Genomic DNA, 23,610 nt, shown 5'->3' on the forward strand with positions numbered 1-23,610 from the left:
GTTCTCCTTATTCTTCATTATTCGCCATTGCCAGGCAGCTCCATGCGCTCCTGCTCCCGTCCCAGCTCCTGGATTTGCGGCTGGGCCAGGGAACCGCTGACCCGATAACGGATACGAGTGAATACATCTACCACGGGACCCAGCACCTTGGACAGGGCAAAGACGTAAAGACCGGTGACGGGGGTGACCGCGAAGGCCGCCAGCACCGGCAGGTTGCCGGTCAGGTTGGGGGTGAAATCGAGCCGGTAGTCCAGCTCCTCCGCCACCAGGTCGACCCGCCCCCGGCCACGCAAATCGCCGGCCGCCCCGTTCAGCAGCAAATCCTCGTTGTGCAGCACCCCGTCCCGCAGCTCGGCGCTGGCACTGATGCGATCGAAGTAGAATCCCTGCTCGAACACATCGCGGAAATCCAGGCGCAGCCGGCGCAGCACCGACTCCATGCTGAGCACCGACAGCAGGCCGGCCCCCTTGTCGCTCAGTTCGGTCAATACCCCGGCCCCGGTCTCGGCCTGAAGGCTGCCGCTCAGGCTGGCCCGGTCCGGGCGCCAGGGCAGATCCAGCCAGCGCAGTTGCCCAGCCAGGCTGGCCCGGGTCTCGCTGAAGGGGGAGTCCAGGCCCAGCCCCTGCCACAGCCGCTGCAGGGAGGGCGTCGCCCCCTGCCATTCCAGCCGGCTCAGGTTACCGCTCTGGTGCTGCAGCCACTGGCCATGGGCACTGGCCTGCAACAGCGGGCCCTCCAGGCTCAGCTCGTGCAACTGCACCCCGTTCTGCCCGGACAGAGGCTCGAGCCGGAAGCTCAGCCGGCCCAGGGCCAACTCGCGCCAGCGGCAGTCCCGGCAGTCGACCTCGAGCGCCGGCAGTTGTCCCGGGCTGATGCCGTCGGCCTGCCGGCCCAGCCGCTCGTCACCTGGCGCCGGGTTCAGCCACAACCGTGCCAGCTCGGCCCGGACCGGGCCTTCACCGCCCCACCACACCTCGCCTTCGGCCTGCTCGGCCCGGACGCTCAGGCGCCGGCGTCCCTGGCCGTCGGGCTCGAGCAACAGGCCGAGCTGGTTGAAAGGCTGGCGCCAGAGCCGGGCCTCGGTGGCCTGCGCCGCCAGCCGGTAACGTTCCGGCCAGCGCAGCCCGACAGGAGCGCCGTTCCCCTGCGGCTGCCAGTCCGCCGCCAGCAGGGACAGCCAGTCGTCCAGGGGCAGCTCGGGCAGGCGCAGGGCGACATCGAGGGGTGCCCGGGGGGCGGAAGACTCGGCGCCCCCGGCCGACAGCCACAGCCGGGAAACCCGGATTTCCTCGGGCTCGAACCTCAGCTCGCCCTGGGCGCGGATGTCGTCGCCCAGGGCGAGTTCGAGTTCCGCCCGGCCGGCATCGCCATCCACCTTCAGCCGGGCTGGCCGGGACTCGGTGGCCGCCTTGGCCAGGGGCGCGGGCAGGTCGCTCGCCAGCCCGTCCAGTTGGCTGTCCGCCTCAAAACGATAGGAAAATCGGCCCGTTTCGGGCAGGGCCAGGGTCAGGCGACCCCGCCAGTCGGTTTCGCCCCCCAGTGCCTGCAATGGCGGGTAACGCCGGGCCAGCTCCCGGCTCAGGGCCCGACCGCGCAGCGCCAGTCCGACCTGGTAGCCGTCCTCACTGACCTCGCCCAGGTAATCCAGCGTCAGCGGCTGGCCGGCCCACTCCGCCTCAAGCCCCTCGAAGCGGGTCTGGCGAGCATCGAAGTCCAGCCGGCCGCGAACCTGGCGCAAGGGCAGCGACAGCGGGATGATGTCGACGCTGTTGCGGTCGAAGTCGACCCGGCCGTCCACGCCGACCTGGCCACCGCTGAGGGGAATATCGAGGGCCAGACGCCCGGCCAGCGGTCCCGACACCCGCACCCGTTGCAGGGTCTGGCCCACGGAGCCGGCCAGGGGCGACTGCTGCAGGTAATGGGTCACCGCCTGCCCCTCGCCCCGGATGCCGGCGCTGAGCCGCAGGCTGGCGGCCTTGCTCAGGGGGGCGATACGGGCCTCGATATCGGCGGCGTCCACCTCGCCCAGCTTGCCGGCGGGGCCGGTCATATAGAGACCGTCGTTCTCAAACAGCAGATCCAGGCTGAGATCGGTCAGGGGACGCCAGCCGGGGTCGAAACGGAACTCGGCCTCGCGCAGGGGCACCCGGGCCTGGAACAGGCCGCTGCCGTCCGCATAGGGGAAACCGTCCAGCCGGCCATACCAGAGCACCTCGGCCCGCTCCGCCCGGCCCGCCCGGATGGCGCCTTGCAAATAGTCCACCAGCGGGGTGCCCATCAGGGGCTCGGGAAAATAGCCGAAGGCCTGCTCCGCCCGGGCCAGATCCACCTCCGCCGAGGCGCTGAGCAGGGGCGCCCCCTGCTCCGGCCACTGCAGGCTGAACCACCCCTGCAGGGCCACGTCGCGGGTCTCCAGTTGCACCCGGTCGCTCCACAGCAGCCAGCCCTGGGGCTGGCGCTGCCAGTGCAGTTCGGTATCCAGCCGCTGCATGGGCCAGGGCGCCCGGAACGCCGACTGGTACACCCAATCGGCGGCGTTCTGCTGGCGCAGCCTCAGCCGGCCCCGCGCCGGCGTCACCAGGAAGTCGCCCTGCAACCCCCGGGTACGGGGCACCCACTGGAAGGCCTGAGTGCTGACCTCGTTCAGTTCGCCGCGCACCTGCCAGTCGCTGCCGTCCGGCCGGGACGAAAAATAGAGACCGGACAGCTCGCCCTCGGGCGCGATGCCCGCCAACTGGCGGGCGGCGCCGGGCCAGAAACTTTCGCCCCACTGGGCCAGCAGCGCCAGGTCGGTGAAGGTCAGCCGATCCAGGTAGCCATGCACCCTGTCATCCTGCCGATCCAGCTGTATTCGCCAACTGGGCCAGGGTTCGCCGTCCACGCTGATGTCGATGCCTTCGCTGGCCAGTTGCCAGCCGCCCTCGGCCGGCTGCCACTGCACCCGGCCGCCGTCGATGGCCACCTGGTGATCCTCGCCCCAGTGCAGCCGGCTCTGGCCCAGGCGGAGCAGGCCGGCATCGAGCGCGCCCCGGCGCCAGTCCAGCCAGAGCTCGAAGGACAGCTCGGCGCCGATATCGTCGTCGTCGGGACGGATGCGGGCGATGGTGGCGGCCGCGTCCACCCGATCCGCCAGCAGGTAGAAGCCGCCGTCCAACTGTTCGGGAGCCCCTTCGAAGCGTCCCTTGAGGCTGAATTGCTGGTGCGGTTCGGGCCCGAAGCCGAGCCGGCCCTGGCCCTGGTGCAGGCCGGGGCTGTTGTGCCAGCGCAACTCGGGAATGTGCAGTTCGAGCAGATCCTGCTCGGGGGTGCCGAACACCAGCAGGGCGTCCTGCAGGGAAAAGCGTTCTACCCCTTCCAGCGCCAGGCGGCGCAGAAAGGCCAGATCGGTATCACCGTCGCTGGCGGCGCCGGCAGCCGGCTCCAGCGGCAGGCGCAGCCCTTCCAGGGTCAGTTCGTTCAGCACCGGCCGCCACTGATGCAGGCTCTGCCACAGGTGCAGATCCACCAGGGCGCGGCGCAGGGTAATGGCCGGCCCCTCGGCCCGGTGCAGGCTGACCTCGTCGACCACCAGCAGCGGGCCGTAGTCCTGCCAGGACAATCCCAGCCGCCCTACCTCCAGGGTCAGCTGCTGCTCGCTCAGCAGCCGGTTCAGCCACTGCTGTTGCCAGGCCGCCAGCCAGGGGGAGCCGAAGCGCAGCAGGGTCACCAGCAGGGCCAGCACCACGGCGCACGCCGCCAGGCCCAACCAGGCCCAGCTTAGACTCCGCCTGATCACTACATCATCACCACGTCGAACTGTTCCTGGTTGTAAAGGGGCTCGCTGCTCACCTTGACCTGCTTGCCGATAAACACCTCCAGTTCCGCCAGCATGTGGGTTTCGTCCTCCTGCAGGGCGCTGGCCACGGCGCTGGAGGCGTAGACCACGAACTTGTCGGCGTCATAGGCCTTGTTGACCCTCGTTATCTCGCGCAGTATCTCGTAGCTCACCGTCTCCACCGTCTTCACCCGCCCGCGGCCGTGGCACTCGGGGCACTCGCCGCACAGCACATGCTCCAGGCTTTCCCGGGTGCGCTTGCGGGTCATCTCCACCAGCCCGAGCTGGGAGAAGCCGTTGACGTTGGTCTTGGCCCTGTCCTTGCTCAGGGCCAGCTCCAGGCTGTGCAGCACCCGGCGCTTGTGATCCTCGTCGTACATGTCGATGAAGTCGATGATGATGATGCCACCCAGGTTGCGCAGCCGCAGCTGGCGGGCGATGGCCTGGGTGGCCTCGATATTGGTGTTGAAGATGGTCTCTTCCAGGTTGCGGTGGCCGACGAAGGCGCCGGTGTTGATGTCCACCGTGGTCATGGCCTCGGTCTGGTCGATGATCAGGTAGCCGCCGGACTTGAGCTCCACCTTGCGGTCCAGGGCGCGCTGGATCTCGTTCTCCACGTCGTAGAGATCGAAGATGGGCGCCTCGCCCTGGTAGTACTCGATCTTGCCGGACAGCTCGGGCACGAACTCGTCGACGAAGGCCCTGAGCGACTCGCAGGTGGCGCGGGAGTCGACGCGGATCCGGTCCAGCTCGGTGCCGACGAAGTCGCGCACGATGCGGAATGCCAGCCCCAGATCCTCGTACAGCATGGAGCAGGACGGGTACTTGCCGCGCCGCTCCAGGATCTTGCGCCACAGCCGCTTGAGGAAGGCCGCGTCCTGGGCCAGCTCCGACTCGCCGATGCCCTCGGCGGCGGTGCGGATGATAAAGCCGCCCAGCTCGTCCACGTAGCTGGCCGCCAGTGCCTTGAGCCGCTCCCGCTCCTGCTCCGAGTCGATGCGCTGGGACACCCCCACATAGGCGCTGCCGGGCATGAACACCAGGTAGCGGGACGGCAGGGTGATGTCGGTGGTCAGGCGGGCGCCTTTTGTTCCGAGCGGATCCTTAACCACCTGTACCATGATGTCCTGGCCCTGGCGCACCAGCTCGGCGATGTTGCCGGCCTGGAAGTGGGCCTGCTCCTTGGTGTCCACGCACTCGGTGTGGGGCACGATGTCGGAGGCGTGCAGGAAGGCCGCCCGTTCGCCGCCGATATCGACAAAGGCGGCCTGCATGCCGGGCAACACCCGGCTGACCTTGCCCTTGTAGATGTTGCCGACGATGCCGCGCCTTGCCTGGCGTTCCACGTGCACTTCCTGCAGGATACCGTTTTCCACCAGCGCCACCCGGGTTTCCGCGGGGGTCATATTGATAATCAGTTCTGCAGACATGAAAACTCCGCCAATGGAGAAAGTGGGAATAGCCTTAAGCTACCACAGAACAGGCGGCCGCAGTGGGGATCAGGCCGACAAAACGCCGCAAGAACGCAGCAGGGCCTCGGTTTCCACCAATGGCAAGCCCACCACGGCGCTGTAACTGCCGTCGATGCGCGCCACGAAGCGGCCGCCCAGGCCCTGGATGCCGTAACCGCCGGCCTTGTCCGCCGGCTCGCCGCTGTCCCAGTAGCGTGCCATCTCCGCCTCCGTCATCGGCCGGAACGTCACCTCGGTGGTGACCAGCACCCCCTCGCAGCGCCCGTTCCAGGCCAGGGCCATGGCGGTCATCACCTGGTGACTGCGGCCGGACAGGCGGCGCAGCATGGCCAGGCCATGCGCCCTGCCCTCGGGTTTTTCCAGCACCTCGCCGTCCACCACCACTATGGTGTCGCCGGCCAGCACCGGCAACGGCCGGGGCGCCAGGGCGGCACCGGCCTGCGCCTTGTCCCGGGCCAGGCGCTGGACGTAGTCGACGGCGGTTTCACCGGGCCGGCGGCGCTCCTCGACGTCGGGCAGCACCAGTTCGAAGGGCTGCTCCAGCAAGGCCAGCAGCTCCCGGCGGCGGGGCGAGGCGGAGGCGAGGTAGAAAAGCGGTTCCATCTTCAGCTCAGGGCGAACTGCCGCCGGCACTTGCGCAGCAGCAGGAAGATCCAGGGCCAGAACACCATGCTGCTGACGATGGACCAGAAGTAATGGTAATCGAGCTGGATCTCCCGGTTCATGTAGGCGGCCCAGAAGATCAGCAGCTTGTTGAGCATGGCCAGGGCGCCGACCACGAAGGCCTGCTGCCACACCGAATAGTTGCGCATGCGCTGGAACTGGGAGGCGGCCAGGTAGACGGGGATCACCAGCGCCAGGGCGTGCACCCCAAGCACCGAGCCGAGCAGCAAATCCAGCAGCAGGCCGGTGAAGAAGGCGGTGCCGACATTGGCCCGGTGCGGCAGGGCGATGCTCCAGTAGATCAGGGTCACCAGCAGCCAGTCGGGGCGGAAGGGGGCGATCAGCTCCGGCAACGGCAGGATGGACAGCATCAGCGCCAGCAGCAGGCTGGTGCAGATCACCAGCCGTCCCCTGAAGGAAAAGGCGGTCATGAGCGGGATTCCTCGGTCTGCACCAGGCCCTCGTCCACATCGATCACCCTGGGCGCGGGCCACAGCAGCAGCAGGTAGCGTACCCGGTCCAGGGCGGCGAAGGGCTGTACCCGGATATCGGCGAAGGGCTGGCCTTCCTCATAGCCCACCCGGCTGACCCGCCCCACCGGATAGCCCTCCGGAAAACGCCCGGCCAGGCCGGAGCTGAGCAGCACGTCCCCCTCCCGGATATCGGTGTTGCGGGTGATGTTGTGCAGCCGCAGGCTGTCGAGCTGGCCGCTGCCGCTGGCGATGGCCCGGATGTCGTTGCGCGCCACCCGCACCGGTATGCCGTGGCTGATGTCGGTGATCAGCAGCACCCGGCTGGTGGTCTTGCCCACGGAAATCACCTGGCCCACCACGCCCTGCTCGTTGAGCACCGGCTGGCCTTCGAACACCCCCTGCAGGCTGCCCTTGTCGATCACCACCTGGTGGGAGAAGGGATCCGTGTCCACCGCCATGATCTCCGCCACCATGCGGCGGGTGTCGTAGCGCACCGGGGAACCCAGCAGATCGCGCAGCCGCTGGTTTTCCTGCTCCAGGTGGCGCAGGCGCAGCAGATCGTCCCGCAGCAGGAACAGCTCCTGCTCCATCCGCTGGGAGTGCGCCAGCAGCGCCTGGCGCGACATCAGCTGGGTGGAAGCGGAATCGAGCAGGATACGGGGGCTGTTGGCCATGTACTGCAGCGGGCTGACCAGGGAATTGAGGTAGACCTTGACCTCGTTGAAGCTGGCATAGCGGCTGTCGGCGACGATCAGCGCCAACGAGGCCACCACCGCCAGCGCCAGGCGGATGGGCAAGGAAGGACCACGGCCGAAAATCGGTTTCATAGGCGGACAGGCAGGCCGGCGGCGCCGGCCTTGTCATCAATCGTAATGGAACAGATCCCCGCCGTGCATGTCGATCATTTCCAGCGCCTTGCCGCCCCCCCGGGCCACGCAGGTCATGGGATCATCGGCCACGACGACAGGAATGCCGGTTTCTTCCATCAGCAGGCGATCCAGATCCCGCAGCAGGGCGCCACCGCCGGTGAGCACCATGCCCCGTTCGGAGATGTCGGAGGCCAGCTCGGGCGGAGACTGCTCCAGGGCCACCATGACGGCGCTGACGATGCCGGTCAGCGGCTCCTGCAGGGCTTCCAGGATCTCGTTGGAGTTGAGGGTGAAGCTGCGCGGCACGCCCTCGGCCAGGTTGCGGCCACGGACTTCGATCTCCAGCACCTCGTCGCCCGGGTAGGCAGAGCCGACTTCGTGCTTGATGCGTTCGGCGGTGGCTTCCCCGATCAGGGAGCCGTAGTTGCGGCGCACATAGTTGATGATGGACTCGTCGAAGCGATCACCGCCGATGCGCACCGACTGGGAATAAACCACGCCGTTAAGGGAGATGATGGCCACCTCGGTGGTGCCGCCGCCGATGTCGACCACCATGGAGCCGGTGGCCTCGGACACCGGCAGGCCGGCGCCGATGGCCGCGGCCATGGGTTCGTCGATCAGGTAGACCTCCCGGGCGCCGGCGCCCAGGGCGGATTCCTTGATCGCCCGGCGCTCTACCTGGGTGGAACCGCAGGGCACGCACACCAGTACCCGCGGGCTGGGGCGGAAGAAGTTGTTGTCATGCACCTGCTTGATAAAGTGCTGCAGCATCTTCTCGGTAACATAGAAGTCGGCGATGACGCCGTCTTTCATCGGACGGATGGCGGCGATGTTGCCAGGGGTCCGCCCCAGCATCTGCTTGGCGGCGTGGCCGACGGCAGCGACGCTTTGCGCCGAACCGGATCTTTCCTGGCGGATGGCTACGACCGAGGGCTCGTTCAGGACAATGCCCTGATCTTTGACGTAGATGAGGGTGTTGGCCGTTCCCAGATCGATCGACAGATCGTTGGAGAACATGCCTCTGAGCTTCTTGAACATATGCTGAAGGGGATCCTGGATTGAGAAACCGGAAAATTCGGCTAACTTTACCAATGCGGCCTGTTCCTAGCAAGGCGCAACCTTGGCCAAAGCCGCCCACCGGCGGATATGAGTTTCAATAAAGTGATAAGTTCCTTACACTTGCCCATCATCCCCAGTTTTATTTTTTATCGTCCATTCAGTGTCGGATCTTCACGCCTGGCAACGGCTGTACCTCGGGGCGACGTCCTCGCCCCTGCAGCCACTCCACCATCCCCTGCTGCGGCGGCACGGGATCCGGCTATCGATCAAGCGGGATGATCTGTTGCACCCGCGCCTTTCCGGCAACAAATGGCGCAAGCTCAAATATGTGCTGCGCCAGGCGCTGACGGAGCGGGCGACGGGCCTGCTCAGTTTCGGCGGCGCCTGGTCCAACCACCTGCACGCCCTGGCCGCCGCCGGCCGGGAGCTCGGCCTGCCCACTGTGGGGATAGTGCGCGGCGAGCCGGCCAGTGCCGCCAACCCGACCCTGAGCGATGCCGCCGCCTGGGGGATGGCGCTGCGCTTCGTCAGCCGGCAGGACTATCGCCGCCGCCAGGACCCGGACTGGCTGGCGACCCTGGCTGCCGACTACCCGGGCCACTACCTGATCCCCGAAGGTGGCAGCACCGGACTGGCACTGCCGGGGGTGGCGGAGCTGTGGCGGGAACTGCCGGCGGCGGACGAACTGATACTGCCGGTGGCCAGCGGCGGCACCCTGGCGGGGCTGATCGAAGCCCGACCAGCGGGCACCCGGCTCACCGGCTACGCGGTGCTGAAAGGGGCCGGCTGGCTGGCGGAAACGATCGGCGACCTCTGTCCGGCGGCACTGGCGGACGCCGGCTGGCGACTGCGGCTGGAGCATCACGGCGGCGGCTACGCCAAATGCCCGGCCGAGGACAGACGGCGTATCCTTGAGCTGGCCACCGCGCTGGCGGTTCCCCTGGAGCCGGTGTACAGCGGCAAGGCCATGCTGGGGCTGTTCCGGGATATCGAAGCCGGCTGCTATCCCTCCGGCAGCTCCCTGATTTTTCTACACACCGGCGGCCTGCAGGGCGCGCGCGGCGGCCTATAGCAGCTCGAACCGCTCCGGGCGGGCGAAGTAATAGCCCTGGCCGGCGTAGGCGCCCAACTGGTGCAGGCATTCCCACTCGGCCTGGGTTTCCACCCCCACCGCTATCACCCGGGTACGGCCCCCGGCACAGTTGCCCACCAGGCTGCGCACCGCCATCTGGTTGACCGGTTTGTGGTCGATATCGCGCACCAGGCTGGGATGCAGCTTGAGGTAGTCCAGCTCGTAGTCCCTGATGTACTGGGTACTGACCACGTCCTGGCCCGCGTGATCCACCGCCAGCCGGCAGCCCAGGGCCTTGAGCGCCCGCAGCGGCTTGATCAGCGCCTGGAAGTGGCGGCTGACCTGGGCTTCCGACAGCTCGATCACCAGCTCGGACAGCTGGGACTTGGGCAACTGGATCAGCTCGAAGATCAGCCAGCGATGAAAACCCCGGTTGAGCAGGCTGGCGGCGGAGATGTTCACCGCCAGGGTGGAGCGTCGATCGCCCTCCTGCAACAGGGTCAGGCAGCGCAGCATGATGGCCCTGTCCAGCTCCTGCAGCAGGCCGCATTTTTCCGCCATGGGAATGAAGTGCCCGGCCGACAGCTCCCGGCCCTGCTCATCGTGGATGCGGGCCAGCAGTTCGTGGATCACCGGCTCCGGCTGCTCCCCGGTGTAGATGCCCTGCCGATCCAGCCGGATCAGATCCTGCTCCAGCTGGCGGCCGAGCAGGGTGCGCCAGCGCACCGTGCCCTTGCCGCTGTTCTCCTCGGTGACGCCCTTGTAATACATGAAGTAACCGTCGCCGCCCTGCAGGGCGGCGCTGCGCAGGGCCAGTTCGGCCTCTTCCTCCACCTGGTTCAGGGGTTCGCCATAGCGGAAGCAGACGCCGCCGATAAAGAGCGCCGGCTCGCGGATGTCGTCGGGCCAGTGCAGGCGCTGCAGCAGCTTCATCACCTGGCGCGCCGCCTCCAGCGCCTCGCTCTCCACCAGGTTGGGAAACAGCAGGGCGAAGGTGTTGCCGGTATAGCGGGCCTGCAGGGCGCCCGGGTAACGGCGGATCAGGTGCCCCAGGTAGACGGAGGCGGACGACAGCAGCTCGTCGCCCCGCTCGTAGCCCAGGTTGTAGTTGATGTATTCCAGATCCTGCAACTCCACCAGCAGCAGAGCCCCCGAATGGCTGGCCGGATCGTTGAGGGCGGCATCCAGGCGGTTGTCGAAGAACACCCGGTTGCCGATGCGGATCTTCTTGTCCACGAACACATTGGCGCGGATAAAGGTGTCGAACCGGCTGCGTTCCTTGCCCGCATCCTTCAACTCCCGCAGCAGCTTGTCCAGGGCCTGGCTGGCATGGTGTGGCCACTCCTCCTGGGGATTGTGCTGCAGCAGTCCGAGCTTGCCGTCCAGGATCAGCTGGCCGCGCAGATCGAGCAGCTCGGCGCCACGCAGCTGGCGGCGGAACCAGCGCAGGCTGAACAGCAGCCCGACGAACACCAGCAGGATGGCGGCGGTCAGCCCGGAGACCGCCGCCAGGGAGTGATCGATATCGTAGAAAGGGGGACGCAGCACCAGGCGCACACTGAGATCCGGATGCGCCATCAGGTTTCGGCGGTATTCCAGGGACAGTTCACTGGCCGACAGCCGGCTCTCCGCCTGGTAACGGTAGAGGATACGCTGGCCATCCAGCACCGAGAAGTCGATGATGTCGTTGACGTCGAGCAGGGCCGGCAGCCAGCGGTCTATGCTGTCCTGCTGTTCGGTGCCGGCCCGCCAGCCTTCGTCGACCAGCCGGACCACGGCGTCCACCTGCCGCTGCTGATAGGCGGAGCCCATCTGGTAGAAGCTGATCCCGGCCCCCACCAGCACCATCAGCACGGCCGCCAGCACGCACAGAGTGATAGTGGCAATAAACTGACTGGTAAATTTCATTCCTGATCCCTGATAAAGCCGGAGGCTCCCGGTTTTTCCTTATTATGTCGTTGTTATCGCAGACTCGGGGGCATGGATACAACAGGCGCATCTCATTATAGTGGTGCCGGTCGGAAACCAGGAGGCATTATGCCACCAGCTGGCGCAAGCAGGCGATAAAAAGCCCTGCATGTACAGGGCCTTGAAAACACTATCGCGACGGTGCCGAGATCCTAGAACGGGATATCGTCGTCGAAGTCCATCGGCGGCTCGTTGTACACCGGCGGCTGGCTCTGGGGCTTGCTGGCCGGTTGGCCCTGTTGAGCATAGGGCTGGCCCTGAGGGGCGCCCTGGGGCTGACCACCCTGTTGGCCCCAGTTGCCCTGGCCGCCCTGCTGGCCGGCGCCGTACTGGCCACCGGCGGGCTGCCCGCCCTGGTTCCATCCCCCCTGGCCACCCTGGCCACCACCCTGGGGGCGTCCGCCCAGCATCTGCATCACGCCGCCCATGTCCACCACCACTTCGGTGGTGTAGCGATCCTGGCCGCCCTGATCCTGCCACTTGCGGGTCTGCAGCCGGCCTTCCACGTAGACCTGGGAACCCTTGCGCAGGTATTCGCCGGCGATCTCCGCCAGCTTGCCGAAGAACACCACCCGGTGCCACTCGGTACGCTCCTTCTGTTCGCCGGTCTGCTTGTCGCGCCAGGTCTCGCTGGTGGCCAGGGTGATGTTGGCCACGGCGTTGCCGTTGGGCATGTAGCGCACCTCGGGATCCTGGCCCAGGTGGCCGATCAGTATGACTTTATTGATGCCTCTATTGGCCATAACTCGCTCCGTACTCACAAGTTGATCAGGCGCCGGGCCTGATCCAGTTCAAAAATTTTCCCGTCCACCTTGAGGTAGGCGGCCCCTTCCTCGGGGATAATCAGGGCTTCATGCACGCCAGGCAGGGCCATCAGCCGCTGCAACAGCAGCTCGCGGGCATCCTTGTTTTCTATATTAACACCGATGGGCAGGATATGAGACCGCACCTGACTGACATTGACCATGCCCGCCGCCAGCCAGAACCAGAACGCCATGCTGAAGGCCACCAGCAGGAAGACGCCACCACCGCCCAGCTGCTGGAACAGGACGCCGCCCAGCACGCCGCCGAGAAAGGCGCCGAAGAACTGGCTGGTGGAATAGATACCCATGGCGGTGCCCTTGGCCCCCGCCGGCGCCAGCATCGACAAAAAGGCCGGCAGCGAGGCCTCCATAAAGTTGAAGGCGGTGAAGTAGAGCAGCATGGCCAGGGCCAGCAGCCACAGCTGGCCCTGGCCCACCGCCATCAGCACCAGGGCCACCATCATCACCAGGATGGAGGCCTGGAACAGCTGCTTGTTCAGGTTGCGCCGGGCACCCAGGATCAGGAAGGGGATGATCAGCAGGAAGGACAGCAACAGGGTCGGCAGGTACAGCCACCAGTGCCGCTCCGCCGCCAGGCCGGCGTCGAGCAGGGTCAGCGGAAAGGCCACGAACACGGCGGTGAGCGTCAGGTGCAGCAGCAGGATGCCGAAGTCGAGCCGCAGCAGCTGTTTGTCCTTCAGCAGCCGGCCGAACAACTCGGGGGCGGCGGTCACGTCGCGGATCTGCCCCTTGCTGGCCGAGGCCGGCAGCAGGAAATGCACCATCAGCATGCCCAGCAGCGCCAGCAGCGCCGTGGTCCAGAACACCCCGGGCAGGCCGAACCAGGCCGCCAGCAGGGGGCCGGCCACCATGGCCAGGGCGAAGGAGATACCGATGCACACCCCGATGATGGCCATCGCCTTGGTGCGGTGCTCCTCCCGGGTGATGTCGGCGGCCAGCGCCAGTATGGCGCCGGCGATGGCGCCGCTGCCCTGCAGCACCCGGCCGATGGCCACGCCGTAGACGGAGTCGGACAGGGCCGCCACCACCGAGCCCAGGGCGAACAGCGCCAGGCCGGCGTAGATCACCGGCCGGCGGCCGATGCGGTCCGACAGCCAGCCGGCGGGGATCTGCAGCAGCGCCTGGGTCAGGCCGTAGGCGCCGATGACCAGGCCGACCCACAACGGCGAGAAGCCGATCAGATCCTGACCGTAGAGCGCAAATACCGGCATGATCATAAACAACCCCAGCATCCGCATGCCGAAAATGCCCGCCAGGGTAAACGAGGCCCGCCGCTCCTCGGGGCTGAAGCCTTGCTCGTCGCTCATGAATATCCTTCCGCCATCAATTTGCTCAAAAGGCGGCTAGTTTAGCACGGAGGCACTGTCAAGATTAATCCCTATCGTCCCCTTGGCTGTCTATTCATCCAGTGCCATACTAGCCGGTCGAATTTACACCGAGGTCAAGCTGCAGATGGATAACATCGAAGTCCGCGGAGCCCGCACCCACAACCTGAAGAACATCAACCTGGAACTGCCCCGGGACAAACTCATCGTGATCACCGGCCTGTCCGGCTCGGGCAAGTCCTCCCTCGCCTTCGATACCCTCTACGCCGAGGGCCAGCGCCGCTATGTGGAGTCCCTGTCCGCCTACGCCCGCCAGTTCCTCTCGCTGATGGAAAAGCCGGACGTGGACCATATCGAGGGGCTGTCGCCGGCCATCTCCATCGAGCAGAAGTCCACCTCCCACAACCCGCGCTCCACCGTGGGCACCATCACCGAAATCTACGACTACCTGCGGCTGCTGTTCGCCCGGGTGGGCGAGCCCCGCTGCCCCAGCCACGCCCTGCCGCTCGCCGCCCAGACCATCAGCCAGATGGTGGACAAGGTGCTGGAACAGCCCGAGGGCAAGCGGCTGATGCTGCTGGCGCCGGTGGTACGCAACCGCAAGGGCGAACACAGCAAGCTGCTCGACAACCTGGCAGCCCAGGGCTTCATCCGCGCCCGTATCGACGGCGAGGTGTGCGATCTGTCGGATCCGCCCACCCTGGAGCTGCAGAAGAAACACACCATCGAAGTGGTGGTGGATCGCTTCAAGGTGCGCGAGGATCTGCAACTGCGGCTGGCGGAGTCCTTCGAAGCCGCACTGGAGCTGTCCGGCGGCATCGCCTCGGTGGTGGCCATGGACGAGCCGGACGAGCCCCCCCTGGTGTTCTCCGCCAACTTCGCCTGCCCCGAGTGCGGTTATTCCATCGCCGAGCTGGAGCCGCGCATCTTCTCCTTCAACAACCCGGCGGGCGCCTGCGAAAGCTGCGACGGCCTGGGGGTGCAGCAAATCTTCGACCCGGACAAGGTGATCAGCAACCCGGAGCTGAGCCTGGCGGGCGGCGCCATCCGTGGCTGGGACAGGCGCAGCTACTACTATTACCAGATGCTCAAGTCCCTGGCGGACCACTACGGCTTCGATCTGGAGCAGCCCTTCGAGCAACTGCCGAAAGACATCCAGAAGGCGGTGCTGTACGGCTCGGGCCGCACCAGCATCGAGTTCAAGTACATGAACGACAGGGGCGACGTGCTGGTGCGCAAGCACCCCTTCGAGGGCATACTGCACAACATGGAGCGGCGCTACCGGGAAACCGAGTCCAACTCGGTGCGCGAGGAACTGGCCAAGTACCAGACCAACCGCGCCTGCCCCAGTTGCCAGGGCACCCGGCTGAAGGAAGGGGCGCGGCACGTGTTCGTGGCCGACCACAACCTGCCCCAGGTCACCGACATGGCCATCGGCGAGGCCCACGCCTTCTTCACCCGCATGGAACTGACCGGCCAGAAGGCGCAGATCGCCGACAAGATCTTCAAGGAAATCGTGGAGCGGCTCGGCTTCCTGGTCAACGTGGGGCTCAACTACCTCAGCCTGTCGCGCAGCGCCGAGACCCTGTCCGGGGGCGAGGCCCAGCGCATCCGCCTGGCCAGCCAGATCGGCGCCGGCCTGGTGGGGGTGATGTACGTGCTCGACGAGCCCAGCATCGGCCTGCACCAGCGCGACAACGAGCGCTTGCTGGCCACCCTCACCCACCTGCGCGATCTGGGCAACACCGTGATCGTGGTGGAACACGACGAGGACGCCATCCGCGCCGCCGACCATGTGCTGGACATCGGCCCCGGCGCCGGGGTGCACGGCGGCCAAATCGTGGCCCAGGGCACCCCGGCCGAGGTGATGGCCAACCCGGATTCGCTCACCGGCGCCTACCTGTCGGGGCGGGAACGGATCGCCGTGCCCGAACGGCGCACCCCGCCGGGCGAGCACTGGCTGGAACTCAAGGGCGCCCGGGGCAACAACCTGAAAAACGTCGACCTCAAACTGCCGCTGGGGCTGATGACCTGCGTCACCGGGGTGTCCGGCTCGGGCAAGTCGACCCTGATCAACGACACCCTGTTCCCGCTGGCCCACCGGGAGCTGAACAAGGCCACCGTCAGCCAGCCGGCCCCCTACCGGGAGATCCTCGGCCTGGACCGGCTGGACAAGGTGGTGGACATCGATCAGAGCCCGATCGGCCGTACCCCCCGCTCCAACCCGGCCACCTACACCGGCATCTTCACCCCCATCCGCGAGCTGTTTTCCGGCACCCAGGAGGCCCGTTCCCGCGGCTACAAGCCGGGCCGCTTCTCGTTCAACGTCAAGGGCGGCCGTTGCGAGGCCTGCCAGGGCGACGGGGTGATCAAGGTAGAGATGCACTTCCTGCCCGACGTCTACGTGCCCTGCGATGTGTGCAAGGGCAAGCGCTACAACCGGGAAACCCTGGAAATCCGCTACAAGGGCAAGAGCATCCACGAGGTGCTGGAGATGACGGTGGAGGAGGCCTGCGACTTCTTCGCCCCGGTGCCGGCCATCGCCCGCAAGCTGCAGACCCTGATGGACGTGGGCCTGTCCTATATCCGCCTGGGCCAGTCGGCTACCACCCTGTCCGGCGGCGAGGCCCAGCGGGTCAAGCTGGCCCGGGAGCTGTCCAAGCGCGACACCGGCCAGACCCTCTACATCCTGGACGAACCCACCACCGGCCTGCATTTCCACGACATCCAGCTGCTGCTGCAGGTGCTGCACCGGCTGCGGGATCACGGCAATACGGTGGTGATCATCGAGCACAACCTGGACGTGATCAAGACCGCCGACTGGATAGTGGATCTGGGCCCCGAGGGCGGCAGCGGCGGCGGCCAGATACTGGTCGCCGGCACCCCGGAGCAGGTGGCCGGGCATGAATCATCCCACACCGCCCGGTTTTTACGGCCTATGCTGAAAGGGCGATAGCCACAGGCCGTTCCTCCGGGGCGGCGGACAAGGAGTCAAGGATGACCCGTCTCTCGTTACCCTACCTCTGGTTCTGGTGTTTCGCCGCCTGGATGCTGGGCGGCATGCACTTCTTCATGCACAACCCCGGCGGGGCCGGTCTCTATCTGCCCTTCAACATGGTCGGCTGGATCTTCGTGGCCCTGATGACGGGGCTCGGCCTGTGGCAGTTGACCCTCAACCAGGCGGTGCACTACAGCCGCTTCCATCTGTGGTGCTGGCTGGCCTTCCTGCTGCTGCTGGTGCCCCTGCTCTACCCCGGCCAGGCGCTGGCCGATCATGCCCTGCCCCGCCTGGCCGGCCTGGCCGGCGGCCTGCTGTTCTGGTTTGCCCTGCTGCAGTGCCGCTTCGACCAGGCCGCCCGCTGGCGCCTGTTGTACCTGCTGCTGGCGGCGGTCAGCCTGGAGCTGCTGCTCGGCCTGGTGCAGTACTACCTGCTGACCCCGGGCAACTGGATCGGCTACAACACCGAGCGCAACCGGCCCTACGGCATCTTCCAGCAGCCCAACGTCATGGCCAGCTTCATGGCCACCGGCCTGGTGCTGGCCTGGTACCTCTGGCTGGAGGACAGGCGATCGCACCCGCCGGTACGGCAGCTCTGGCTGGGCGCCGTGATCGCCGGTACCGCCCTGCTGCTGCTGGTGCTGCAATCCCGGGTCGGCCAGCTCGGCGGCCTGGTGGGCGTGCTGCTGTTGCTGCCCCTGGCCTGGCAGAAGGATCGGAAGACCTGCCTGGGGCTGCTGGCCCTCACCGCCCTGGGCCTGGCGCTCGGCCTCCTGTCCCTGGCGCTGGTGGACGGGGCGCAGCGCGGCCTCGAGGTCTATACCAACCCGGGCGTGCGCCGGCATTACTGGCTGCAGAGCCTGTGGCTTATCGCCCAGCATCCCTGGACCGGGGTCGGCTACGGGGACTTCGAGCGCCAGTTCATGGAGTTTTACAATGCCCAGCGGGAACTGCTGTCGACCCTGCCGCCGATGGAGCCCAACCTGGACCACCCCCATAACGAGCTGCTGTACTGGGGGGTGGAAGGCGGCCTGTTGCCGGTGCTGGCCATGCTGCTGGTGGCGCTGATGTTCCTGCGGTTGCTGGTGCGGGCCCCCTGGCGCCAGGCCCTGGCCCTGACGTCCCTGGTATGGCCCATCGCCCTGCACAGCCAGACCGAATATCCCTTCTACCACTCCCTGGCCCACTGGATCGGCCTGCTGTTGCTGCTCTACTGGGCGGATCTGTGGCTGGGGGAAGCCGAACAAAGGCCCTACCGGCCCCGGCTGCTGGCCCGCTTCGCCGCCCTGCTGCTGCCGGCGCTGGTGGTGCCCTTCATGCTCACCGGGCTGCAGACCGCCCGGGTGGTGACCCAGTACGAACGCGGCGGCGCCAAGGAGCCGGCGCTGCTGCTGGCCGCCAGCAACCCCATGGCCTGGCTGACCCGGCTGGAATTCAACGCCATGTCGCTGCGGCTGACGGTGGGCACGGCCCAGCAGGACAACCAGGCGCTGCAGGCCTACCTGGACTGGGGCCAGGAGTTCGTGCGCCACACGCCCAGGGCCAATATCTACTACAACATGGTGCTGGCCCTGAACCGGCTGGAACGGGAGCAGGAAGCCGAGCAGTTGCTGCAACTGGCCCGCCATTACTACCCCATGGAGCCCCTGCTGCGGGAAGACAATATCAGCCAGGCATTACGCTCACTGGATGAAGGGGCTCAATCCGGGGAGGAGTGAACGAAACGCACCCTGAACAACCTGGGCCAGAGCTTGCCGGTGAGATAAAAGACCCCCTGCCCGGGATCCCAGGCGATGCCGTTCAGCACCGCCTCCCTGTCCGCCGGCCGCTCACTCAGGGGCAGCAGGGCGGAGGCGTCGATCACCGCGTCGACCCGGCCGCTCGCCTTGTGGATACGCAGTATGTGGTGGTCGTGCCAGATGTTGGCATAGACATGCTCCCCCACGCAGGCCAGCTCGTTGAGCCGGTATTGGGGCTCACCGTCCAGGGTCACCGCCAACCGTCCCAGCAGGGTGAAGTCGCCGGCGTCCCGGCGCTGCAGCGAGGCCGAGCCGTCGCTCATCCACAACACCTCACCGTCGTAACAGAGGCCCCAGCCCTCGCCCTGGTAGTGATGGGCCGCCACCAGGGCGAAGTCGTCCCGCCGCCAGATCAGCGCCAGCCCCTCGCGCCAGGTCAACTGGATCAGCCGATCCTCCACCAGGGCCAGTCCCTCGCCGAACAGGCCGTCGGCGAGATCCACCCGCCGCCGCACCTCGCCGCTGTGCGGGTCCAGTTCCCGCAGGCCGGAGTGACCATAACGCCCCGTGCTCTCGTACAGGCGCCCCCGGTGCCACAGCAGCCCCTGGGTAAAGGCATCGGCAGCACGGGGCAACACCGCCAGCACCTCGACCTCCAGCCGCTCGACCGGTTCGGCCTGGCCCCGTCCCCAGCCGAGCAGGACGAACAGCAACAGCAGCAACGCCTTCATCCCTTATCCCCTCGGCTGCGCCAGCCGGTCGAGGCGCAGCCGCTCGCGCTCGTCGAACAGCCGGCGACTGGCCAGGGTTACCGCCAGCAGGGTGCCGAAGCCGGTGGCGGCGGTGATGGCGAACATCACCAGTATCTGGTATTTCACCGCCACCGCCGGCGGGCTGCCAGCCAGTATCTGGCCGGTCATCATGCCCGGCAGGCTGACCACGCCGGCCGCCGCCATGCCGTTGATGGTGGGGATCAGGCCGCCGCGCATGGCGTCCCGCCGCAGATCCCCCACCGCCTCCTGCCAGCACTGGCCCAGCATCAGCCGGCCCTCGATCAGGGCCCGCTGACGCCAGACCCCTTCGGTCAGCCGGTCCAGGCTGAGCGCCACCCCGGTCATGGTATTGCCGAGCATCATGCCCAGCAGGGGAATGGCGTACTGGGGGGTATACCAGGGATCGGGCCCGATGATCAGGGTCAGGGACAGCACCGTCACCGTGAACGACGACAGCAGCATGGCCAGGGTGCCGATGCCGAAGCTCCAGCCACCGGTCAGCCGCCGTTTCTGCCGGGCCATCACCTCCCGCCCGGCGATCAGCAGCATGGCGGTGGCCATCAGCGCCACCCAGTGCAGCGCCGAGGTGGCGAACAGGACCTCCAGCACCAGGCCGATCAGGGCCAGTTGCAGCACGGTGCGCAGGGCGGCCACCAGCAGGCTGCGTCCCACTTCCAGCCGGGCGGCGAAGGTACAGGCGGCCAGGGCCACTATCATCAGTGCGGCCAGGGCCAGTTGCCACCAGCTCAGTTCAATCACTCCCATGGTCTCTCTCCAGCCGGTTGTCGTGGATCCGGTAGTGGCGATCCGCCACCCGGGCGATCTGGCCCGGATCGTGGCTGATCCAGATCACCGGCAAGCCGGCCTGCCTGGCCCAATGGCGGATCCAGGCCTCGGTCTTGCCGGTCAGTTGGGGATCCAGATTGGCGGTGGGCTCGTCGAGCAACAGCGCCCGGGGCTGCCGGGACCAGGCCCGCAGCAGGGCCAGTCGCTGCTTTTCGCCGGACGACAGCCGGCTCACCTGCCAGTCCTCCACCCCGGCCGGAAAGCCCAGCGCCTCGCCCTGGCCGTCCAGCCCCCGGCCCAGGTGGTCCCCCACCCGCTCCCCCCACCACTGGCTGTCGGCGGGCACCAGCATCACCCAACCCCGCCAGCAATGCCCCTTCACCCGGGACTGGCACAGCTCCCCCAGCCAGATCTCGCCGCCGTGGGCATCCAGGTCGGCAATGGCCCTGAGCAGCCGGCTCTTGCCCGAGCCGGAGGGACCGGACAGGCAGAGGATCTCGCCGGGGGCCACCGTCAGGGACACCGGCGCCAGCTCGCCGACCACCAGTTCGGCCAAGCGCAGCGGTGCCGGCGTTTCCGCCGCCGGGCAAGTACCCGCCTCGTTCCGTCTGGCCGGGGGCGCCTCCCGTTCCTTGTTCATCGAGGTTTCCTCCCGCCATTCACCGCCATGGGTCCATTGCTGTCGCAACCGCACCCGACCAGAAACCGGCTCCCACTCCCCGACAACCCGCCTGGCATGGGGCCTGCGGCCGGATTGGCCACCGCTTCCCGGCACCGGCTTCCTCTTGCTTTCCAAAGTGTATTCATCAGAATCCGCCTCATCCGCTATGACTATACTACTGATCGAGAGACGGCATGGAGCCCGGACGGCCCTTCCGCCCGGCCGCGCCCGGTCTCGCTACCTTCAAGGAGAACACCCATGATGCAACGAAGCTGCCGAATCATTAACCCCGTCCTGATCCTTTCGCTGGTCATGGGCAGCATGCCGCTGACGGTCCAGGCCCAGCCGGTCGCCCTGGTCTCCACCCAGCAGTTGCTGGCCACCGAGCAGGTCAACGCCGACCGCGAGCGGATCCGCGAGCTGCTGGCCCGCACCGAGGTGCGCGACCAGTTGGTTGGGCTGGGCGTGGAGCCGGCCGAAGTGGAAGCCCGGGTCGCTGCCCTGTCGGACAGTGAAGTCCGCCAGATGGCGGAACGGCTGGACAGCATGCCGGCCGGGGCCAACGCCGTGGTCGGGGCCCTGCTCACCGTCTTTATCATACTGCTGGTCACCGACCTGCTGGGGCTGACCAAGGTCTTCCCCTTCACCCGCTGATGACAGCGCCCCTGTGCCGTTGGAACGCCCGCCTGGCGGGCGTTCTGCTGTTGCTGCTGACCGGTTGCGCCGGCACCCCGGCGCTCTCTCCCGGGGCCGCCCAGACCTTGCCGGCCAGCGCCCACGTCGGCGGCGTGCCCTTCCACGGCCAGCGCGACTACCAGTGCGGTCCCGCCTCCCTCGCCATGGTGCTGAACGCCAGCGGCGTGCCGGTCGGGATCGACGAGCTGATCCCCCAGCTGTTCCTGCCCGGACGCCAGGGCAGCGTGCAACCGGAAATGCTGGCCGCAGCGCGGCGCCATGGCCGTATCGCCTACCCCCTGCCGGGCGGCTTCGACGGCCTGCTCGGCGAACTGGCCGCCGGCCACCCGGTGGTGGTGCTGCAGAACCTGTCCCTGCCCGCCTGGCCCCTGTGGCATTACGCCGTGGTCACCGGCTACGACCGGGAGCGGCAGCTGCTGATCCACCACAGCGGCGAGCAGGCCCGGCAAGCCATCGCCATGGGCCGGTTCGATGCCACCTGGGCCCGCAGCGGCCGCTGGGCCATGGTCGCCCTGCCGCCCGGCACCTTGCCGGCAACCCTGTCGCCGGCCCAGGCGGCGGAGAGCATCGCCGCCTTCGAACAGGTGGCCGGCGCCGAGGCCGCCCTGCCGGCCTGGCAGGCGCTGACGGCCCGCTGGCCCGGCCATGCCCAGGGCTGGTTCGCCCTGGGCAACGCCCACCACGGCGGCGGAGACAACGATGCCGCCATCGCGGCCTTCCGCCAGGCGACCCGGCAGGATCCGCAACTGGCCGCGGCCTGGCTCAACCTGGGATTACTCCAGGCCGCCCTGGGCCGGCCGCGGGACGCCGCCGCGGCCCTGACCCGGGCCGTCGCGCTGGAAGGCCCCTTCCAGGCCCGGGCCCGGCAGGCCCTGGCGGCGCTGCCGTCCGAGTAAGGGTCCATCAAGGGGCTGCTGCCAGGCTCCAGTCGATCAGTTCCCTCGCCAGGCGATCCGCCGCCCGGCCCAGGGCGGCCACCGCCTCCGCCTCGGCAGGGCCGGCCATCGGCGCCTGGGCCTCGAACCGCCGGCTGGCCAGGATCCGCCGGCTGCCGGTGTCCACCAGCCGGGCGTCGTAGCGGATCACCGCCACCGGACCTCCCTCCCGCATCTCCACGTTCAGGGCGCGCAGCACCCCGCCCAGCTCCAGCCTGGCCTGCAGGCCGTCGCCGTCACTGCTGAGCCGGGCCACCCGGCCGTCGCGCCAGAAGGCATCCAGCAGCCAGTCCCGCCACAGCAGCGGCATGGGTGCGGCCCAGCGGGCCCGGGGATAGGCCTGGTAACGGTGGTCCGCGGTCAGCACCAGCAGGCGGTTGCCGCCCAGGGCATCGGTGGCGGCGGGCTGGGCCAAGCGCAGCGCCGCCAGCTGAGTTCCTTTCCGGACTTCGGCCGCCGGGGGTTGGCCGGGCGGAGGCAGCCGGTACAGGGCCACGGGAGTGGGCTCGGGCAATACACTGCAGGCCACCAGCAGGATGGACAACGATAGGCAAAACAGGACCCGGATCATGGCTTGAACTCCTCGATGTCGTCGCGGCCGAGCAGGTAGCCGGCGGGATCCTGCTCCAGCCGGCGGGCGATGTCGCCCAGGGTGGCCAGGGTGCGGCGCAGTTCCTGGATGGCCGGTCCCAGCTCGGCCAGGCCCTGCAGGCCCCCGTCCAGGGCCGGCCGGTTGTCGGCCAGCAGGGCGTCCAGCCGGCGGCTCGTCCGCTCCAGGTTGGCCAGGGCGGCGGCGGCGCTGGCCAGCATGGGCTCGCCGTGGCGGCCGGCCTGGGCATCGAGCCGGGCCAACAGTCGCTGCAGTTGGTCGCCGGCGGCGGCGAGGCTTTGCAGGCCGGCGGCCAGGCTGTCCTGCTGGGCCGCCAGGGTGCTGGTGGTGGCGTCCAGGTTGGCCAGCACCCGGCCCAGATGGCGGGCGTTGTCCTCCGACAGCATACGGTTGGCGTTGTCCACCAGGGTGGTGATGGCGAGCAGCAGCTCTTCGCTGTTGAGCCGCAGTCGGGCCAGGGGCGAAGGCTCGGCGACGATCACCGGGATCTCGTCGTCCCGGGCCAGCAGCGGGCTTTCCGGCGAACCCTGGCTTAGCTCGATGTGGGCGGCGCCGGTGATGTTGGTCAGGGCCAGGCGGGCGCGGGTGTCGGTCTTGACCGGCGCATCGCCGGCGATGCGCACCCGGGCCCAGACCTGGCGGGGATCGTCCGGATCCAGGGTCAGGCGTTCCACCTCCCCCACCCGGATGCCGCTGTACTGCACGGCGCTGCCCACCGACAGACCGGACACCGGCTCCCGGAACAGGATATCGTAGCGGCGGGCATCCCGCTCGCCGCCGGCCTTGGCCAGCCAGAGCGCGAACAGCAGCACGGCCGCGGCCACCGCCAGGGTAAAGACCCCGATCAGTACATGATGGGCCCGGGTTTCCAT

General features: G+C 67.8%; 19 protein-coding genes. 5 read left to right on the forward strand and 14 right to left on the reverse strand.

Annotated elements, in window-relative coordinates; translation table 11 throughout:
* Positions 1–17: 17 nt before the first annotated feature.
* From AN401_RS16720 to AN401_RS16745, 6 genes are all read right to left on the reverse strand, one after another.
* On the reverse strand, positions 18–3,776 hold the full coding sequence (locus AN401_RS16720) for a YhdP family protein (RefSeq protein WP_096779966.1): 3,759 nt from the start codon (positions 3,774–3,776) through the stop codon (positions 18–20).
* Positions 3,776–5,245 (reverse strand): ribonuclease G, encoded by a 1,470-nt coding sequence (gene rng / locus AN401_RS16725; RefSeq protein ID WP_094040626.1) that lies wholly within the window; start codon positions 5,243–5,245, stop codon positions 3,776–3,778. The genes AN401_RS16720 and rng overlap by 1 nt, the downstream gene beginning before the upstream one ends.
* Positions 5,246–5,314: 69 nt before the next feature.
* Positions 5,315–5,890, reverse strand: a complete 576-nt coding sequence (locus tag AN401_RS16730; protein ID WP_094040627.1) for a Maf family protein — start codon at positions 5,888–5,890, stop codon at positions 5,315–5,317.
* Positions 5,891–5,892: 2 nt separating this feature from the next.
* Positions 5,893–6,381, reverse strand: a complete 489-nt coding sequence (mreD, locus tag AN401_RS16735; protein ID WP_094040628.1) for a rod shape-determining protein MreD — start codon at positions 6,379–6,381, stop codon at positions 5,893–5,895.
* Entirely contained in the window at positions 6,378–7,250 is an 873-nt protein-coding gene (gene mreC, locus AN401_RS16740) for a rod shape-determining protein MreC (RefSeq protein WP_096779967.1), read from the reverse strand. Before mreC ends, mreD begins: the two co-directional genes overlap by 4 nt.
* Positions 7,251–7,286: 36 nt before the next feature.
* Complete coding sequence (locus tag AN401_RS16745) at positions 7,287–8,330, reverse strand: rod shape-determining protein (RefSeq protein WP_094040630.1); 1,044 nt, start codon at positions 8,328–8,330, stop codon at positions 7,287–7,289.
* 181 nt (positions 8,331–8,511) lie between these two features.
* Between AN401_RS16745 and AN401_RS16750 the strand changes: the two genes are divergently transcribed.
* The gene (locus tag AN401_RS16750; RefSeq protein ID WP_094040631.1) at positions 8,512–9,423 is read left to right on the forward strand and encodes a 1-aminocyclopropane-1-carboxylate deaminase/D-cysteine desulfhydrase; all 912 of its coding nucleotides are present in this window, start codon (positions 8,512–8,514) and stop codon (positions 9,421–9,423) included.
* Here AN401_RS16750 and AN401_RS16755 read toward each other — a convergent pair.
* From AN401_RS16755 to AN401_RS16765, 3 genes are all read right to left on the reverse strand, one after another.
* A complete protein-coding gene (locus AN401_RS16755) occupies positions 9,418–11,331 on the reverse strand; it encodes an EAL domain-containing protein (protein WP_094040632.1) in 1,914 nt (637 codons plus the stop codon). The two genes, AN401_RS16750 and AN401_RS16755, sit on opposite strands and share 6 nt — an antisense overlap.
* Before the next feature lie 212 nt (positions 11,332–11,543).
* A complete protein-coding gene (gene ssb / locus AN401_RS16760) occupies positions 11,544–12,134 on the reverse strand; it encodes a single-stranded DNA-binding protein (RefSeq protein ID WP_094040633.1) in 591 nt (196 codons plus the stop codon).
* Positions 12,135–12,148: 14 nt separating this feature from the next.
* Positions 12,149–13,522 carry an MFS transporter gene (locus tag AN401_RS16765; protein WP_094040634.1) on the reverse strand — a complete coding sequence of 458 codons (1,374 nt, stop codon included), beginning with the start codon at positions 13,520–13,522 and terminating at the stop codon, positions 12,149–12,151.
* A gap of 145 nt (positions 13,523–13,667) precedes the next feature.
* Between AN401_RS16765 and uvrA the strand changes: the two genes are divergently transcribed.
* Positions 13,668–16,496, forward strand: a complete 2,829-nt coding sequence (uvrA, locus tag AN401_RS16770; RefSeq protein WP_096779968.1) for an excinuclease ABC subunit UvrA — start codon at positions 13,668–13,670, stop codon at positions 16,494–16,496.
* A gap of 41 nt (positions 16,497–16,537) precedes the next feature.
* On the forward strand, positions 16,538–18,256 hold the full coding sequence (locus tag AN401_RS16775; RefSeq protein WP_096779969.1) for a PglL family O-oligosaccharyltransferase: 1,719 nt from the start codon (positions 16,538–16,540) through the stop codon (positions 18,254–18,256).
* Here AN401_RS16775 and AN401_RS16780 read toward each other — a convergent pair.
* The 3 genes from AN401_RS16780 to AN401_RS16790 are packed head-to-tail and all read right to left on the reverse strand — an operon-like array spanning position 18,238 to position 20,476.
* Entirely contained in the window at positions 18,238–19,008 is a 771-nt protein-coding gene (locus tag AN401_RS16780) for a glutaminyl-peptide cyclotransferase (protein WP_096779970.1), read from the reverse strand. The genes AN401_RS16775 and AN401_RS16780 overlap by 19 nt on opposite strands.
* Positions 19,009–19,011: 3 nt before the next feature.
* Complete coding sequence (locus tag AN401_RS16785) at positions 19,012–19,815, reverse strand: ABC transporter permease (RefSeq protein WP_096779971.1); 804 nt, start codon at positions 19,813–19,815, stop codon at positions 19,012–19,014.
* A complete protein-coding gene (locus AN401_RS16790) occupies positions 19,802–20,476 on the reverse strand; it encodes an ABC transporter ATP-binding protein (RefSeq protein ID WP_096779972.1) in 675 nt (224 codons plus the stop codon). Before AN401_RS16790 ends, AN401_RS16785 begins: the two co-directional genes overlap by 14 nt.
* A gap of 279 nt (positions 20,477–20,755) precedes the next feature.
* On the opposite strand from AN401_RS16790, the gene AN401_RS16795 reads away from it, so the two are divergent.
* Positions 20,756–21,151 carry a PA2779 family protein gene (locus tag AN401_RS16795; protein WP_198401757.1) on the forward strand — a complete coding sequence of 132 codons (396 nt, stop codon included), beginning with the start codon at positions 20,756–20,758 and terminating at the stop codon, positions 21,149–21,151.
* Positions 21,151–22,089: a PA2778 family cysteine peptidase gene (locus tag AN401_RS16800; RefSeq protein WP_096779973.1), complete on the forward strand. Its 939-nt coding sequence runs from the start codon at positions 21,151–21,153 to the stop codon at positions 22,087–22,089. The genes AN401_RS16795 and AN401_RS16800 overlap by 1 nt, the downstream gene beginning before the upstream one ends.
* Positions 22,090–22,096: 7 nt before the next feature.
* On the opposite strand, the gene AN401_RS16805 is transcribed toward AN401_RS16800, so the two are convergent.
* On the reverse strand, positions 22,097–22,699 hold the full coding sequence (locus AN401_RS16805; protein ID WP_096779974.1) for an ABC-type transport auxiliary lipoprotein family protein: 603 nt from the start codon (positions 22,697–22,699) through the stop codon (positions 22,097–22,099).
* Positions 22,696–23,610 carry an MlaD family protein gene (locus AN401_RS16810; protein ID WP_096779975.1) on the reverse strand — a complete coding sequence of 305 codons (915 nt, stop codon included), beginning with the start codon at positions 23,608–23,610 and terminating at the stop codon, positions 22,696–22,698. The genes AN401_RS16805 and AN401_RS16810 overlap by 4 nt, the downstream gene beginning before the upstream one ends.

The organism is Zobellella denitrificans, from assembly GCF_002407485.1.
GTDB lineage: Bacteria > Pseudomonadota > Gammaproteobacteria > Enterobacterales > Aeromonadaceae > Oceanimonas > Oceanimonas denitrificans.

Excerpts from the sequence above, each read along its gene's own strand:
- rng (WP_094040626.1), bottom strand. The coding sequence starts at position 5,245 with ATGTCTGCAGAACTGATTATCAATATGACCCCCGCGGAAACCCGGGTG.
- AN401_RS16730 (WP_094040627.1), bottom strand. The coding sequence starts at position 5,890 with ATGGAACCGCTTTTCTACCTCGCCTCCGCCTCGCCCCGCCGCCGGGAG.
- mreD (WP_094040628.1), bottom strand. The coding sequence starts at position 6,381 with ATGACCGCCTTTTCCTTCAGGGGACGGCTGGTGATCTGCACCAGCCTG.
- mreC (WP_096779967.1), bottom strand. The coding sequence starts at position 7,250 with ATGAAACCGATTTTCGGCCGTGGTCCTTCCTTGCCCATCCGCCTGGCG.
- AN401_RS16745 (WP_094040630.1), bottom strand. The coding sequence starts at position 8,330 with ATGTTCAAGAAGCTCAGAGGCATGTTCTCCAACGATCTGTCGATCGAT.
- AN401_RS16755 (WP_094040632.1), bottom strand. The coding sequence starts at position 11,331 with ATGAAATTTACCAGTCAGTTTATTGCCACTATCACTCTGTGCGTGCTG.
- ssb (WP_094040633.1), bottom strand. The coding sequence starts at position 12,134 with ATGGCCAATAGAGGCATCAATAAAGTCATACTGATCGGCCACCTGGGC.
- AN401_RS16765 (WP_094040634.1), bottom strand. The coding sequence starts at position 13,522 with ATGAGCGACGAGCAAGGCTTCAGCCCCGAGGAGCGGCGGGCCTCGTTT.
- uvrA (WP_096779968.1), top strand. The coding sequence starts at position 13,668 with ATGGATAACATCGAAGTCCGCGGAGCCCGCACCCACAACCTGAAGAAC.
- AN401_RS16775 (WP_096779969.1), top strand. The coding sequence starts at position 16,538 with ATGACCCGTCTCTCGTTACCCTACCTCTGGTTCTGGTGTTTCGCCGCC.
- AN401_RS16780 (WP_096779970.1), bottom strand. The coding sequence starts at position 19,008 with ATGAAGGCGTTGCTGCTGTTGCTGTTCGTCCTGCTCGGCTGGGGACGG.
- AN401_RS16785 (WP_096779971.1), bottom strand. The coding sequence starts at position 19,815 with ATGGGAGTGATTGAACTGAGCTGGTGGCAACTGGCCCTGGCCGCACTG.
- AN401_RS16790 (WP_096779972.1), bottom strand. The coding sequence starts at position 20,476 with ATGAACAAGGAACGGGAGGCGCCCCCGGCCAGACGGAACGAGGCGGGT.
- AN401_RS16795 (WP_198401757.1), top strand. The coding sequence starts at position 20,756 with ATGATGCAACGAAGCTGCCGAATCATTAACCCCGTCCTGATCCTTTCG.
- AN401_RS16800 (WP_096779973.1), top strand. The coding sequence starts at position 21,151 with ATGACAGCGCCCCTGTGCCGTTGGAACGCCCGCCTGGCGGGCGTTCTG.
- AN401_RS16805 (WP_096779974.1), bottom strand. The coding sequence starts at position 22,699 with ATGATCCGGGTCCTGTTTTGCCTATCGTTGTCCATCCTGCTGGTGGCC.
- AN401_RS16810 (WP_096779975.1), bottom strand. The coding sequence starts at position 23,610 with ATGGAAACCCGGGCCCATCATGTACTGATCGGGGTCTTTACCCTGGCG.